The following is a 15,335-nucleotide window of genomic DNA, read 5'->3' as shown; positions in this document are numbered from 1 at the left end:
ACTGTTAGGTTTTTGTTATGTTGGGATGCTACACTGTCGTCAACAAGGGTGAAGGGGAGCGGTCGTTATGGCGATAGTGGAGACGAAGGACTTGCATAAAATGTACTTGTCCGGGGACGGGAATGAAGTGAGGGCGGTGGACGGCATCAACTTGCGGGTTGAGGAAGGAGAGTTCATCGCGATGGTAGGGGAGTCGGGCTGCGGCAAGAGCACCTTGCTTCATCTGCTGGGAGGGCTGGATGATCCCACCTTCGGCGACGTCTGTATCCAGGGCGAGGCGATCAACAGATTGAAGAAGGAGAAGCTGGCTATCTTCCGCAGAAGGCATATCGGCTTCGTCTTCCAGGAATTCAATCTCATCCCTGTGCTGAATGTATACGAGAATATCGTCTATCCGCTGCTTATCGATCACCGGAAGATAGACGATGCGCATGTGCAGGAGCTGCTGACGGAGCTGAAGATCGGGGATCGCCAGCATCATATGCCGGCTGCCCTGTCCGGGGGGCAGCGGCAGCGTGTGGCGCTTGCGCGAGCGCTGGCGACCCGCCCTTCGATCGTGCTGGCGGATGAGCCGACGGGCAATCTGGACTCCAAGACGAGCAGCCAGGTGTTCCATCTGCTCCGACAGACCGCGAAGAAATATAATCAGACCGTGCTGATGGTCACGCATAGCGAGAGTCTTGCGCAGAAGGCGGACCGGATCATCAAGCTTGCGGACGGCAAGGTGGAGGGGGAGTAGCATGCTGAGGCGATTGAGCTACCGTTACGTCTTGGCCCACCGATCCCGCAGCCGCTTCACGATTGCGACTATCATGCTGTCAGCCATTCTGATGATCATCGTGTATACGTTGTATGCTTCCGTCACGAAGACGCATCGCGAGGCGATTGTTATGGCGGATGGGCGCTATGATCTTTCGATTGCGGGGCTTCGCGACGATGAACTGGCGAAGCTGGAGCGGCTGCCATTCATTACTGGCACCGTGACCAGGACGAAGCTTGGCGAAGTATTCATGGAATCGGAGCATATGCCGAACGGATTAAAGCAAGAGGCGGAGCCGTCCGTAATCCGGAGGACCATTCCGCTGATCAGTGTAGAAGGCGACTACAAGTCGTTCGCATCCGTCTCCAGGCTGGAGGGAGAGCTGCCCCGGCGCCATGGCGAGATTGCGCTGTCGGCTTACGCGCTGGAGCAATTGGGAGCGGCGGCTGCCATCGGCGACACAATACGATTGCGTTATGATGACGGAAGCACGGACTCTGTACGCGAAGCTTCCTTCACCTTAAGCGGCATTCTCCACTTCCGCACGCTGCAAGAGCAGGACAAGAGGCTCGAAGCGATTGTGAAGTCCCCGCAGACCGATGGGCAAGCAGCCTCGTACCTGCAGGAGCATCGTACGGTATATATGAATCTGTATCGCAAGCATGATCTCCAGGCGGCGGCGAATAGTCTGGCGGCCAGCTTGTCGATTCCGTCTGAGCGGATTGAATACTCCGCTGCGGCCATTACCCGTTCCAATGTAGACGACTTCCTGCCCTATGCCGTTGTTTTCCTCGTCATCGTCGTCTTCAGCATGAGCATAATTATAGGCATCTTCACGCTGTCGCTGAAGGACAGGGTTCGGGATCTCGGCCTGCTGCAGGCGATCGGCACGACGAAGAGACAATTGAGAAGGATGCTGCTTCATGAAGCGATCTATTACTTGTTATGGGGACTTCCGGCAGGTGTGATTATCGGTCTTGCCGGAGGCTATCTCATCATCCGCAACATTACGCTAAGCGGCGAATTGCTGTTCGCCGTGTCTCCGCAAGCGCTGCTTATCATCTCTGCGCTCGTGAGCGGAAGCGTTCTTGTCTCGATATACCTGGCTTATTTCTCCATTAGAGGGGTTAGCGTGGTGGAGGCTCTGAAGTCGAATCAGGGACAAGGCAAGATACGGAAGCAAGCGAGAAGGCGATTGAAGAAGTCCCCGCTTTACTTGTATCTGGCGGCGGATATAAGCAGCAACCGGATCAGATTCCTCTTTCAAACGTTGGTATTGGCGCTCGCATGCACGATCTTCGTGTTCCTTGTCCTGTTCTTCAATTCGCTGAATCATGAGAAGCTGGTAGAGCAGATGATGCCCAGCGACATGACGTTGTCATACAATTACAAGAACAACCCGGAGACGGCAGGGGTGGTTATCATTCGCGACGAGGATCGGGACAACGGGCAGATTAACGGCATGCCGGCCGATGTCGTAGCAGCGCTGAAGGCGTCCCCGGAGCTGGAGGTTACAGCGTTCAAGTTCGCGCCTTATGCACACCTCTACTTGAAGGACCAATACAAGACCAATCTGCATGCCTACGGCTACGATGAGGAAGCGGCGGAAGAAGTGCGCGGGCATGTCATAGAAGGAGAGTTCCATGCCGGGAGACTGGATGCCGGAGACGAAGTGCTGCTGTACCGGACACTGCCGGGCGACCCGCTCTCAGTGGGCGATGAAGTGTTGATCGAGCTCCAGCGAGGCGATGAGACGATCAGCCGTACCGTCACGATTGGCGGCATACTGGATGAGCTGCCCGTCTCGAACAGCTACCGCTCCGCGATCAGCATAGTGATGCCTAACGAAGTATTCTCGAGCCTGTTCGGCATAGCGGATTATCACCGGGCGGATATTATCGTGAAGTCGCAAGAGGAGAGCTGGGAGCTGCGAATGCGGGAATGGGCCGACAGGTACAATCTCGTCATGAAGACGAAGGGGGATGTGCGCCAGTCGGTCTTGCAAGAGCTTGGCAGCATCATGTTCCTGGGCTATGCCTTCGGCGCGCTTGTCACCTTCATTGTGCTGGTGTCGTATATTAATTATTTAATGACTTCGGTTCAAGTCCGGCGGAGAGAGTTCGGGCTGCTGCAGTGCATCGGCATGACGCCATCCATGATCGGCAAGCTTATTATCGCTCAGGCTTGTCTCAGCATCCTGATCGGGGCGGCAGCAGGCACAGGAGCAGGGGCGGGCCTCGGATATTGGCTAGTCAATTACATCGGACGGGATAACTCGCATATCGCCTTTCAATTCACGCCGCTGTCATTGCTTGTACTGCCTGCTATGCTGCTGGTTGCTGTCCTGCTGGGCATTGTGCTGGTCCGGAGGATGTCGAGCGAGACACCGCTGTCGCTAATCCTCGGCAAAGATCGGCTTGGCAGGCAGAGCTGACGGGTCTCGACGGTATGCCTTCGGCGTCATGCCGGTCATCTGATGGAACATGGCGCTGAATTGCGAGGGCGTCGAGAAGCCGCATTCCACGGCAATGGCGGAAATCTTCATCCTTGTGGTGGACAGCAGCTCAAGCGAGCGCTCCAGCCGCTTCATAATCATATAGTTGCGGGGCGAGAGCCCCGTTCTTTCCTTGAAGGCGTGCCGGAAGCGGTCGAAGCTGTAGCCGGACAGATGCGCCAGATTGTGCAAGTCAATGCTGTGCATGTAATTCTCCTTCATATAATTGAGGGCGTAGATCATGCGATCCTCCTTCTCCAAGTCGTCCATGCTGATCTGCGGCAGGCGGCATACCTCCAGCAGCAGCTGTCCCCCGATCAGATTCAACTGCAGCGAATGGAAGCTGCGCTTCTCCATGAATTCCTTCTTCATCGCCTGTAGCAGCTGCCACACCTTCTCCTCTCTATCGTCCTGGAAGATGCCGCTGGGCAAGCTGACGGGAATATCGTCGTATTCGAATCCGATGAAGAACACCTCCGTATCCGCATAACGCTTCTCGTCATGCGGTGTATGAGGGCGAATGATGGCGAATGTGCGGGGAGCGTATTCGTACCGGGTATCTCCGATATGCGTATAGCCGGAGCCCTTTCTGTAATAGACAAGCTCGAAGCAGCCATGCTTGTGCATGCCGGGAGAAGCGGCCTGGGACAGGTGATAAAACTGCAGAAAGTTCAGATTAAAGTTCATCGCACCTCACCATTCCTTCCATCTCATGTCCATTGCGTGATAGAAAATAGCCAGTCTGTTATAGATAAGCCTTTTCATTAACTATATGATGGATTCATGAGTTATTTCAATAATAACTCATGAAACTATCATTATTTGGTCCTGCAATAATTTATAATTATTATTTATTGTGTTGTTAGGTCCCTGAAAGGATGCTGAAGCAGGTTATGACAGAAGTGATTGTGGATACGGATATCGGCGGGGACATTGACGACCTGCTTACCCTGGCTATGGCCGTACGCTCTCCCGAGATACGGCTGGCCGGAGTGACGACGGTCGGACAGCAGCCGAAGAAGCGGGCGAGTATTGCGCGCGCACTGCTCGCGCTGAACGGAATGGGCCATATTCCCGTAGCGGCGGGAGCTGCACTGCCTCTGTCCGGGCAATGGCGGTATGAGGAGCCGCCTAACCAATACGGGGATGAGCTGGCGCATTACGGAACGGAAGCGGAGGAGGACGGAGCCGATCTGATGATCAGGCTGGTCAATGCCGCGCCGGGGCGGATCAGCGTGATGGCGATCGGCGCCATGACGAATGTAGCGATGGCCATAACAAGATCTCCTGAATTTGCTAGAAATGTAAAAGAAATTATCATTATGGGCGGCGAATATGAAGCGCATTACAAAGAATGCAATATTGTAAGCGACCCGGAAGCGGCGGACGTGCTGTTCCGGTCCGGTATCCCCATTACTGCGGCGGGTCTGGAGGTATGTTTGGAGTTGGCATGCGACACAGATGAGGTAATTGCTACATTGAAAGGTGCGAATACGGAGCAGTCGCGCTTTTTGGCCGCGCTGGTGGATCGCTGGAAGGCTGTCGGTGTCAACAGGCCGATCATTATGTTCGATGCGATACCGCTTGCCATTCTCATTGACCGCAGCTTTGTCCGGACGGAGTGGAAGCGGGTGCAGGTGGAGACGAAGGGCGAGCATACGAGGGGGATGACGTTCAGCCTGAAGCCGCATTTCGGCGAAGTGCAGGAGGGTGTGCCGAATGTACACGTATGTGTAGAGGTCGACCATAAGAGGTTGATGACGATGTTCCGCGAGAGAGTGCTGGAGGAGACATTTGCCGGAGCAGGTGTGCAAGCGGTTTCAGCGGCTGCGCCGCGCATTTTTGAAGGAGGTGAAGCTTAGATTGAGGCACCTGGCCCGACAGGAATAGCTTCAACCTTGCGGCGGCTTGAACCGCTTCCGAGCGCAAGAGGGCAGTATGGCATGTACAGATAAAGGGGTTCTTAACGAAAGGGAGGATATCGATATGAAGCTTCAATTGTTCAAAGTGACGCTGGCTGTCATCATGGTGTTCGCCGTATTGGCGGGCTGCTCCGGCAATGCGGGCAACGGCAACAACAGCAACAATGAAAAAGGCGGCAATGCGGGAGCAACGGACAACGCCGGAGGCAATAGCGGCGAGTCGGCCCAGAAGGAGGAGCCGGTGACGCTCAAGGTCTCTTTCTTCCAGGGCGGCTATGGCGACTCCTGGTTCGTATGGCTGAAGGAACAGTTCGAGCAGCAATATGAGCATGTGACGATCGAGCTGGAGGGCAATCCGAAGATGAATGAAATTATCCAGCCGCGGATGGAGTCGGGAACGAATGTGCCGGATATTGTATTCGTTGACGATTCACTGATGCGCAAGTGGGGACCTGCCGGCCTGCTCACGGACATTACCGATCTGTACCAGGAGCCGCTCGCGGACGGCAAGACGATTGCCGGGACGATTACGGATTCCACCGACAATGCGATGGATGTATTCGGCAAGCGTTACGGCGTGCCGTGGACGAAGCTGACGCAGGGCATCATCTACAATGTGAAGCTGTTCGAGGAGAACGGCTGGACGTATCCCGAGACATGGGAAGAGATGGAGGGGCTGGTGGAGCAGATCAAGGCGAAGGGAATCGCTCCGTTCACCTATCCCGGCCAATACCCGATGTATCTGTTCCCGTTCGGCCATGCGGCGTATCTGCAATACGGCGGTCCGGAATTCATCGAGAAGCTGACGAATCCGTCCGAAGAGGATATTCCGTCGCTGTATGAGCATGCCGGCTTCAAGCGGGCGTACGGCTTGCTGGAGGGGATGATCCAGGAGGACTGGATGCTGAAGGGGACGCTGGCGCTGAATCATACGGAATCGCAGATGGAGTTCCTGCGCGGCAAGGCGGCCATGATTCTGAACGGCGAATGGCTGGAGAATGAAATGAAGGACGCTCTGCCGGAAGGCTTCAGCATGCGCATGATGCCGATTCCTCCAGCAGCGGATGCTGTCGTGAAGGAACCTGTCATCGAATCGCTGACATCCGGCTTCGGCGGCATTCCGAGCGCTTCCAAAAATCAGGAGTGGGCGAAGAAATTCCTGCTGTTCACCTCTACGGAGGAAGCCAACCGCAAGTTCACGGAACTGACGGGATCATCCCGTGCATTCACCTATTCCGTCGACGGCTTGCCGATCAGCGATTTCACGAAGAGCGTGCTGGAAGCGACGAATACGTACAAGACGATTGCTCTCGTATATAAGCCGCAAGCGCTGGAAGAAAGCCCGGGCATCGACGCCTATTCGGCAATCGCTTCCGGCAGCAAGACGGTAGACGAGGTTGTGGAAGTGAATATGAAGCTGTCTCCCGACAAGTGGAAGGAGAAGCAGAAGCTTCTGAACACGCAGTAGCGGGATAATCGGCGGTAAAGGGAGGAGGCCGGGTCTGGAGCATGCAGGCGTCAGGCCTTCTCTGCTCATTCCCGGCTACATCTCTTATCCGGTACCGGCATTGGCATCAGCATCACAAGAAAGGATACAGAATGCTTATGAAACTCCCTATTACGAAACGAGGAATATTTATTGCGGTTATGCTGGCATGGCCGCTGCTGCATTATGGCGTGTTCGGGCTTTACTTGCAGATCCAGACACTGCTATATTCCTTTCAATTTTGGAATCCGCTTACGGGCAAGCGGACGTGGGTCGGCTTCGACAACTACGTGTCCGCGTTCAAAGGAATGGCGAACGATGTCGTGTGGATTTCCGCGATCAAGAACAGCCTGCTGTTCATTCCCGTCAATCTCATGACGCTGGCGATTTCCCTTGTCGTGGCGCTCATTTTGCACCGGAAGCTGCCTTTTGCCCGATTCTACCGAATCGTGTACTTCTTTCCCTCCATCATCTCCATTGTGGTCATTACGATGGTGTTCTCCTTCTCGCTCAATCCGACGCAAGGAATTCTCAACGGACTGCTTGGCCTGCTGGGCCTGGAGGAGTGGCAGCGGGCGTGGCTGGGCGATACGAAGACGGCGCTTCTCTCCGTATTCGTGTTCTATGTATGGGTGACGATCGGCTGGAACAATGTCATCATTACCGGCTCGCTGCAGCGCATCCCGACGGACTTCTTCGAGGTCGGCAAGCTGGACGGCATCGGCTTCTGGAAGGAGCTGTTCAGCATCGTTATTCCATCCGCCTGGCCGGCGATATCGACCCTGATAATTCTGGGGACGAGCGGCGCCTTCACCATCTTCCTGCAGCCGCTCCTGCTGACGAACGGCGGACCGTTCAGTTCTTCCACGACTGTGGCGCTGGAGATGTACCGGCTTGTCGTGGAGAAGAATTCCTACGGACTGGCGGCGGCGTACGGCATGATCTTCGCATTGCTCGGCTTTGTCGTCGTATGGAGCATCAAGTGGCTGACGGAACGGTATGAGACGTCGGAGTTCTAGAGAGTGGACAGGAAGGGGAATGGAGATATGAATTCGGAACGCAAATCGTTGGGACAGCTCGCTCTTCGCACGGTCATTCAGCTGCTGTTCATGGCTTACGCGGTCAGCTTGATCTACCCGTTCATATGGATGCTGATCAACTCGCTCAAGAGCAATCAGGAGTTCTTCATGGACATATGGTCGCTGCCGAAGGAATGGCGCTGGGATAATTACGCGGCGGCGTGGTCGTCGGCGAATATCGGCAAGTACTTCTTCAATAGCGTATGGATGACGGCGATCGGCACGTTCACATCCGTCATGTGCGCGGCCATGCCGGCATATGTGGTGGCGAAGTATAAATTCAAGGGCTCGAATATCGTGTATGCGCTGGCCATCGTAGGCTTCCTTATCCCTACGGTGGGGACGTTCGGCCCGTGGTATCTGCTTATGCAGCAGCTCGGCCTGTTCAATCCGCTGGGCGTCATGCTCGGTTATGCGGGCGGCATCGGCTTCAACATGATCATTCTGTATTCCTTCTTCAAGGGAATCAGCTGGGAATACGCCGAAGCGGCGTTCATGGACGGAGCGGGACACTTCCGCGTCTTCCTGTTCATTATGCTGCCGCTCGTCAGAGGGGGCATCGTGGCGGTGTGCATCTTCGCGGTCATCGGCATATGGAACGATTACTTCCAGCCGTTCATTCTGCTGCAGGATGCCAGCCAATATACGATTGCGGTAGGACTTGCCAATCTGGTGGAGGTGCAGAAGTACAGCGCCAACTACACGGTATTGTTCGCAGCGATGTGGATCGCGGTGCTGCCGATTCTGATCGCATACCTGTTCCTGCAGGAGAAGCTCATATCCGGCTTCGCGATGGGCGGGCTGAAAGGGTAGCAAACGCAAGATCAAAGTGAAGAAAGGTGTTGAGGCAACGGATGAGAAGCGTGAAGGCGATACTCATGTTGACGATGCTCATGTCACTACTGGGAAGCGGAACGGGATGGGCGGAAGAAGCGAGCCAGGAGGAGGCGGCTGCGGTGCAAAACGGGCAAGGTGGAGGAACGGTGCCTCCCGCGTTCCAGATCGGTACGCATAACGGCGCTCCGGCGCTCTTCGTGAACAGCGAGCCGGAGTTCCCTATGTTTCTGTTCGAGCAAGAGATATCTGCACAGGATGCAGCGGTGTTCCAGGATGCCGGGGTGAAGCTGTATTCCTTCATCGAGAAGACCAGCTTCCTGGATCTCGGCTGGACCGGTCCCGGCCAGCAAGACTTCACGACGGTAGACGGCGTTATGGATATATTCGCCGGCCGGGTAACGGACGGCTACGCGCTGCCAAGGCTGCATCTATGGGCGCCGGAATGGTGGCTGCAGCAGAATCCGGCGGAAGCGGTAGGCTACGCGATCGATCCCGGCACCAATCCCGTAACGCGCGACGCCTCTATGGCCTCGCAACTCTGGCGCGATGAGGCGGGAGCGATGCTGCGTGCCATGGTGCGCCATCTGCTGGACGGTCCGCATCGCAATCAACTGATGGGCTTCACGCTGTCCGCAGGCATGTACGGAGAATGGCATAACTGGAACTCGGAGTACTTGCCGGATACGAGCGAGCCGATGCGTCTGGCCTTTATCGAGCATGTGAAGGCGAAGTACGGGAATGATGTGAACGAGCTGCGGAACGCATGGGGCGATCCATCCGTTACGTTCCAGTCCGTCACGATCCCAACCGCTGCGGATCGGTCTGCAAGCGACGTCGGCTTGTTCCGCGATCCTTCCCTGTCGACGCGTCTATCCGATTATTACGAGGCTTACCAGCTGTCTGTGGTGGAGGCGATCAACCACTTTGCCGGCATTGTGAAGGATGAGAGCAACGGACAACTCATTGTCTCCGTCCTGTACGGTTATACTCCGGATATGGGGTATATGCCGCAGGAGGTGCATCATCGGGAGGCGGCGCTCGCTCACCGCCTTACGAATGTGGATCTGTTGACTTCGCCGCATACGTACTGGAGACGGGGGCCGGGAGAGGACGGCGCGCTGCGCACGTACAGCGACAGTCTTGCACTGCACAATAAGCTGTTCATCGACGAAGCGGACGACCGCACGCATCTGGCGCCGCCGGGCACCTCGTTCGTGCTGGCATCCAATATGGCGGAATCACTCGGCATTCTGCAGCGGGCGTTCGGTCAGGCGGTCACGCATGCGACCGGCATGTGGTACATGGACCATTCCTCCGGACTATGGTATGACGCGCCCGAGATTGCCGCCGAATTCAAGCGGCTGAAGCACTGGGGCGATTACTCCATGCACCTGCCGCGCGAACGCAATTCCGAAGTAGCGGTCATCTCATCCAACCAGAGCGCTTATTATTTGGGAGGAGACAAGGATGTTTCTGCGAACTTCTATGAAGGCCCTGTCGTGGGCCGACCGCAAGGAGCAGGTGAGCTAAGCAAGGCGGGGGCGCCTTACGACCGCTATTTGATCGAGGATTTGGTGGAAGGACGGATTCCGGACCGATATAAGGTGTATATTTTCCTGGATACGTTCCAGTTGACCGGTCAGCAGCGCGCGGCAATCGAATCGCTCAAGGACAACGGCCGCACGCTGGTGTGGAACTGGGCGCCCGGCTATGTCGGCGACCCGGGTGAAGCCTTGTCTCTCAACCGGATGGAGAATTTGACAGGCTTCACCTTACAACAATCTGTAGCCGGTGGCGGGCCGGTGGCGAACCCTGTGCCGCTGCTGACGGAGGACTTCGAAGGGGGAAGCCTCGCATCGAGCTCATTCACCGGAGGGTATAACAACTATGGCGAGATCACATCTGCCGCAGGAGAAGTCGTATCGGGCAGTTATTCAGCTCATGGCGAAGCCTCTGCTTCGACCGACTGGTATGAATTTCTGTATAGCGACGACAGTGAAGTGGCGCTGGAAGCGGGTGCGACTTATGAGGTGAGCTTCAAGGCCAAGACGACGGCTTCGCCGGGATCGGACGGCTACTTCTACTTCCTGGCGAGGACCGGGGAGGGCGGAGTCGCGCAAGATGTCGGCGTGAACAGCTGGACCGATGCGTCAGGCGCCTCTTACGAGAAGAGCTTTACGTTCACACTGAAGCACTTCGACGATTATCGTCTCATCTGGGGGCTTCATAACGGAGGCGGACTATCGGTTGACGATATAACGATTACGAAGGTGGGCGAGCCCGGAGCGCAGCCATTGTCTTATGAATTGGATTCCGGCATGTTCCCCGGTGAAACTGAAGTGTACGGCGATACGCCGCTGGACCCGCTGTTCCAGGCGGATGCTACAGGCGCAAGCGTATGGGCAAGCTCCGTGAAGGACGGCAGTCCGGCTATCGTCGTGAAGGATCTGGCCGATTGGCGCAGCGTGTATGTCAGCACCACGCCGATTCCGGCGCCTGTGCTGAACAAGCTGTATAAGGATGCGGGTGTGCATGTGTTTTCCGACAGCTATGACAATGTGGAAGCTAACGCTTCATGGATTAGCGTCCATGCTGCAACAGCGGGGACGAAGACGATCAAGTTGCCTCAGCCGACGCCGGTGTTCAACATCATCTCCAATGAACTGGTCGGCACATCGGTATCGGAATTCCAAATCGATATGGCGGTTGGAGAAACGGCGATATTCGTCTTGGATAATCCGGTTGTGTCGGGAGCGATGACGGAAACGTTCGAGAGCGGAAGCTTCGGCGACAGCTGCTACTTGCCGGGCTTCACCGGCACATACGGGCAGTTGACGGATGATCCGAACCGCGTCATAGCGGGGGACTATTCCGCGTATGGCGGAGCATCCGCTTCGACGGACTGGTATGAGTTCCTGTATAGCGATCCCGGCAAGGTCGTGCTGGAGGCCGGCGCGTCATACCGGGTGGACTTCAAGGCCAAGACGGTCGTATCGCCGGGGACGAACGGTTACTTCTACTTCCTGGCCCGCACGCCAATAGGCGGCAACTCGAAAGATGTCGGCGTCTACAACTGGACCGATGCGCCAGGCGATCCTTACACGAAGAGCTTCACCTTCACGCTGGATCAGTACGACGATTACAAGCTGATCTGGGGTCTGCACAACGGCGGCTCCTTGAGCGTGGACGATATTAAGGTTACGAAGCTGGATTAAGGAAGGAACCCCCTGTGCCTTCTTCCATAGGCACAGGGGGTTCCTTATGACCGGCCGGTTCGGCGATCAGGTGATAATGAATGTTTCGGAGGCTTCGCATGCAAGCCGCATGTCCTCATCCGGCATTTCGTTCGTTATGATGGCGTGCACATCCTGGAGGGAAGCGAAGGAGAACAAGGCGCTGTTGCCGAACTTGGTATGATCCATGACGATATAGGCTTTCTTGGCTTGTTGAATAGCCGTTCGTTTAATTTCCGCCTCATGCATATTGGAATTGCTGAAGCCGTGGAGCGCATTGGCTCCGGTCGTTCCCAGAAACGCTTTGTCGAAGGCCATCCGCAAGATCGTCTCAATCGATAAGGAACCCACCATGGAATTCGTCGTATCCATAAGCGCGCCTCCGATAACGATCGTGGGAATCTTCTTCTCGGATAATTCCGATGCGATGTGCAGCGCATTGGTTACGACGGTCAGATTGGCCTCATGCGGCAGACAACGGGCAATCTGGAGAGTGGTAGAACCGCTGTCCATGAAGATGGATTCGCCCGGCTCGATCAGTTCAACCGCGGTTTCGCCGATTCGTTCCTTCTCGGCAATGTGAACGATAGAGCGTTCCGGAAGAGCGATTTCCTTCGCGGTCAGTATGGCGCCGCCGAATGTCCGCTTTAACACTCCGTTTTGCTCCAACTTCTCCAGATCTCTTCGTACGGTCATATCGGTAACCTCAAGCCAATTTTTTAATTCGGAAATTTTGACTTCTCCATCCGTGCGAAGCTTCTCGACTATTCGTTTTTGTCTATCATTCCATTCGGACGACATGGGTCGGCCTCCTAAACGCAAAATCTATGAAATCCATACGTGAAATCAATTATATTCATTGTAGGGGATTGCTTTATTGAAAGCAATAACAACCCCGGCACATCGAGAAGGTACATGCAAGCGGGCTTCAGGCATACATGCGACTATCGCTGATTCAATCGGTAATACAAGTCATTCCAGCGAATCTCGTTCTCCAGGCCGGCTAACGTGGTTGCATCGTTAATAATTAAGCATTCTATGCCTGCCATGTTGGCCCAATCCCGCAGCTGCTCGCTGGAAACATGGAACGAGAAGCCGAAGTGATGCGCGCCTCCCCCCAGAATCCACGCCTCGGCAGCATCCGCAAGCGAGGGCTCCGGCTTCCACAGCACACGCGCCACCGGCAGATGAGGCATGTCACGTTCGTTGCGGACGGCATTCACTTCATTCACAATTAGCCGGAAGCGGTCTCCCAGATCAATGACGGTGGCGTTGACGCCTTTGCCGCTTGCTCCGTCGAATACGAGACGGGCGGGATCGGCCTTGCCTCCCACGAACAGGGGATGCACTTCAATCTTCGGTTTGCTCTCCGCTACAGTTGGGCATAGCTCGAGCATGTGGGCGCCGAGCACAAGTTGATTGCCCTCCTGCATATGGTAGGTGTAATCCTCCATGAACGAGGTTCCTTTGTTATCTGCCATGATCTTCATCAATCGGACAAGCGCCGCGGTCTTCCAGTCTCCTTCGGCTCCGAAGCCGTATCCTGCAGCCATAAGCCGCTGAGCGGCGAGGCCGGGCAACTGCTTCAATCCGTGCAGATCCTGGAAGCTGGTTACGAATGCGCTGTAGCCGCCTTCCTGCAGAAAGGCTCCCAGCCCGATCTCGATACGGGCCTGTTCGCGAATGGCTTCCCGCTCTCTGCCTTCAAGCTTGCCTCCGTCCGTAAAGTCGTACAGCTCCGTATATTCATCCATTAGCGCCCGGACCTGCACATCCGTCACATCCTGCACTCGTTCTGCGAGATCGCCGGCGGGATAACCGTTCACCGACCAGCCGAATCTGATTTGTCCTTCGACCTTGTCTCCTTCCGTCACGGCGACATAGCGCATATTGTCGCCGAAGCGGGCGATTTTCATCGTTTGACTCTCTGTGAAGCCTGCCGCTGTCCTCATCCAGGAGCCAATGCGGCTGCGAACCCCATCTTCCTTCCAATGGCCTGCAATAATTTTGCGGGCTATGCCGAGGCGGGCTCCAATAAATCCGAACTCGCGGTCGCCGTGCGCGGCCTGATTCAAGTTCATGAAGTCCATGTCAATGCTGTCCCATGGAATATCTACATTATATTGCGTATGGAGGTGGAGCAGCGGCTTGCGCAATTGGGTAAGGCCGCCGATCCACATTTTGGCCGGAGAGAAGGTGTGCATCCATGTTATGATGCCCGCGCACTGGTCATCGGCATTGGCTTCAAGAGCTACGCGTCGTATCGCTTCGGGAGTCGTTACGACCTCCTTGAACATCACGCCGTACGGAAGCGCTCCGTCCTGATCCAGGCTGGCTGCGATCTCTCTGGCATTTCCTTCTACTTTGGACAGAATGTCCTCGCCGTATAGTCCTTGACTGCCTGTTACAAACCAGAATACATAAGGTTTCGTCTGAAGCATGAATTGTCATCCTCCTTGAATGGGTTGTGAACCGAAGCGAAGCTCCAGCTTATAATCTATTGCCTCACCGGGTTCCAGAATGCGAAGCGTTCCATTGTGCTGCTCATGTGATCGGCCTTGCGTCCAGCAGTTGGAAGGCTCAAGCCCTAGTACATGCTCGCTCGCGCCGGGCATGCGCCACTGCACGATGCGAGGCAGGACAGAGGGGTCCCATTGCAGTTCCACGGTCAATCCTCCCGCGCCGGAAGCGGCTGAAGCGGGGAAGGAGGGGCTATGAATGCGTGCGCATATTTTATTAGTCTTCTCGTAAGGTTCATGGTGATAGACTTGCTCTCTCCAAGCGGCATCCGGAATCTGCCATTCGTTCATCCGTTCCATGTCCATATCCGGATCGCGCGGTACGGTGCGTCCTTCGGGCAGCTCAATCATTGTATCCTCGGCAAGTAGAGGAAATCCGAAGTTGAAATGATAGAGCATCATATGAGGGGCAGGGCGGAAGCCTGCATTTTCAACTTTGTCAGAGATGATAATGCGATTGTCGCCGAGCCTGCTTGCGATCGAACGTGTCAACCGCAATCGTTCGCCGAAGATCGACGTTTCCTCTATTACGCCCGATATTCTCATTTCATACTCGTCGCCTAACCATTCTGCAGTAGAAGAGATTTGACGAGCGGGGGTATGATGGATTCGTCCGTGAAGACCATAATTGCCCCATTCATCGCTGCCCGGAGCTCCGGCCTGCGTTAATCCGCAGGTCATGAGCAATCCGCCGGAGGCTGTTCTCAGCCACTCCGCCCCGCTCGGATTGTAATAGGCCGGATGGGGCTCGCCGTTGCCCGATGACCAGCTGACAGGCACTCCATACATTTCGGCAAGCGATATATCCATTCCTTTGTCGGGAGTAATCCAGTAGGACAAGCCGGAGCCGGTTCGTACGCGGAACGCATCCATTCCTTTCTCTGGGCCTTCGCTGAAGGCGTACCGCTCAACGCCGCCAAGCTGCTCTATTCGTCCTACTCTGGCTTCAAGCTCGCGTCTGTTCCATTGCCGTCCGTATAATTGCATGCTTCTATCACCTCTAAA

Annotated in this window: 11 protein-coding genes; 7 read left to right on the top strand and 4 right to left on the bottom strand. The window is 55.6% G+C overall.

Annotated features, from left to right (window positions below):
• Positions 1 to 67: 67 nt before the first annotated feature.
• Positions 68 to 739, top strand: coding sequence for an ABC transporter ATP-binding protein (locus M6D81_RS04055; RefSeq protein ID WP_262675534.1), 672 nt, complete (start codon positions 68 to 70; stop codon positions 737 to 739).
• A gap of 1 nt (position 740) precedes the next feature.
• Positions 741 to 3,194 (top strand): ABC transporter permease, encoded by a 2,454-nt coding sequence (locus M6D81_RS04050; RefSeq protein WP_262675532.1) that lies wholly within the window; start codon positions 741 to 743, stop codon positions 3,192 to 3,194.
• On the opposite strand, the gene M6D81_RS04045 is transcribed toward M6D81_RS04050, so the two are convergent.
• Positions 3,156 to 3,941, bottom strand: coding sequence for a helix-turn-helix domain-containing protein (locus M6D81_RS04045; RefSeq protein ID WP_262675531.1), 786 nt, complete (start codon positions 3,939 to 3,941; stop codon positions 3,156 to 3,158). The genes M6D81_RS04050 and M6D81_RS04045 overlap by 39 nt on opposite strands.
• 206 nt (positions 3,942 to 4,147) lie before the next feature.
• On the opposite strand from M6D81_RS04045, the gene M6D81_RS04040 reads away from it, so the two are divergent.
• From M6D81_RS04040 to M6D81_RS04020, 5 genes are all read left to right on the top strand, one after another.
• Complete coding sequence (locus M6D81_RS04040; protein ID WP_262675530.1) at positions 4,148 to 5,116, top strand: nucleoside hydrolase; 969 nt, start codon at positions 4,148 to 4,150, stop codon at positions 5,114 to 5,116.
• A gap of 124 nt (positions 5,117 to 5,240) precedes the next feature.
• Entirely contained in the window at positions 5,241 to 6,644 is a 1,404-nt protein-coding gene (locus tag M6D81_RS04035) for an extracellular solute-binding protein (RefSeq protein ID WP_262675529.1), read from the top strand.
• 41 nt (positions 6,645 to 6,685) lie between these two features.
• Positions 6,686 to 7,681, top strand: a complete 996-nt coding sequence (locus M6D81_RS04030) for a carbohydrate ABC transporter permease (protein WP_262675528.1) — start codon at positions 6,686 to 6,688, stop codon at positions 7,679 to 7,681.
• A gap of 27 nt (positions 7,682 to 7,708) precedes the next feature.
• Entirely contained in the window at positions 7,709 to 8,554 is an 846-nt protein-coding gene (locus tag M6D81_RS04025; RefSeq protein ID WP_262675527.1) for a carbohydrate ABC transporter permease, read from the top strand.
• Positions 8,555 to 8,595: 41 nt separating this feature from the next.
• Entirely contained in the window at positions 8,596 to 11,793 is a 3,198-nt protein-coding gene (locus M6D81_RS04020; RefSeq protein ID WP_262675526.1) for a carbohydrate binding domain-containing protein, read from the top strand.
• A gap of 66 nt (positions 11,794 to 11,859) precedes the next feature.
• On the opposite strand, the gene M6D81_RS04015 is transcribed toward M6D81_RS04020, so the two are convergent.
• The 3 genes from M6D81_RS04015 to M6D81_RS04005 form a co-directional block, all read right to left on the bottom strand.
• Complete coding sequence (locus M6D81_RS04015) at positions 11,860 to 12,612, bottom strand: DeoR/GlpR family DNA-binding transcription regulator (RefSeq protein ID WP_262675525.1); 753 nt, start codon at positions 12,610 to 12,612, stop codon at positions 11,860 to 11,862.
• Positions 12,613 to 12,755: 143 nt separating this feature from the next.
• Positions 12,756 to 14,252, bottom strand: coding sequence for an L-arabinose isomerase (gene araA, locus M6D81_RS04010; protein ID WP_262675524.1), 1,497 nt, complete (start codon positions 14,250 to 14,252; stop codon positions 12,756 to 12,758).
• Between the two features lie 6 nt (positions 14,253 to 14,258).
• Positions 14,259 to 15,317, bottom strand: coding sequence for an aldose 1-epimerase family protein (locus tag M6D81_RS04005; RefSeq protein WP_262675523.1), 1,059 nt, complete (start codon positions 15,315 to 15,317; stop codon positions 14,259 to 14,261).
• Positions 15,318 to 15,335 lie beyond the last annotated feature (18 nt).

The organism is Paenibacillus sp. J5C2022 (assembly GCF_025567625.1).
In the GTDB taxonomy this organism is placed as follows: Bacteria; Bacillota; Bacilli; order Paenibacillales; family Paenibacillaceae; genus Pristimantibacillus.
The sequence above is the reverse complement of the archived record's forward strand: the minus strand, read 5'-3'. Positions and strand labels throughout refer to the sequence as shown.

Coding starts and splice junctions, on each gene's coding strand:
- M6D81_RS04055 (WP_262675534.1), top strand. CDS start 68: ATGGCGATAGTGGAGACGAAGGACTTGCATAAAATGTACTTGTCCGGG.
- M6D81_RS04050 (WP_262675532.1), top strand. CDS start 741: ATGCTGAGGCGATTGAGCTACCGTTACGTCTTGGCCCACCGATCCCGC.
- M6D81_RS04045 (WP_262675531.1), bottom strand. CDS start 3,941: ATGAACTTTAATCTGAACTTTCTGCAGTTTTATCACCTGTCCCAGGCC.
- M6D81_RS04040 (WP_262675530.1), top strand. CDS start 4,148: ATGACAGAAGTGATTGTGGATACGGATATCGGCGGGGACATTGACGAC.
- M6D81_RS04035 (WP_262675529.1), top strand. CDS start 5,241: ATGAAGCTTCAATTGTTCAAAGTGACGCTGGCTGTCATCATGGTGTTC.
- M6D81_RS04030 (WP_262675528.1), top strand. CDS start 6,686: ATGCAGGCGTCAGGCCTTCTCTGCTCATTCCCGGCTACATCTCTTATC.
- M6D81_RS04025 (WP_262675527.1), top strand. CDS start 7,709: ATGAATTCGGAACGCAAATCGTTGGGACAGCTCGCTCTTCGCACGGTC.
- M6D81_RS04020 (WP_262675526.1), top strand. CDS start 8,596: ATGAGAAGCGTGAAGGCGATACTCATGTTGACGATGCTCATGTCACTA.
- M6D81_RS04015 (WP_262675525.1), bottom strand. CDS start 12,612: ATGTCGTCCGAATGGAATGATAGACAAAAACGAATAGTCGAGAAGCTT.
- araA (WP_262675524.1), bottom strand. CDS start 14,252: ATGCTTCAGACGAAACCTTATGTATTCTGGTTTGTAACAGGCAGTCAA.
- M6D81_RS04005 (WP_262675523.1), bottom strand. CDS start 15,317: ATGCAATTATACGGACGGCAATGGAACAGACGCGAGCTTGAAGCCAGA.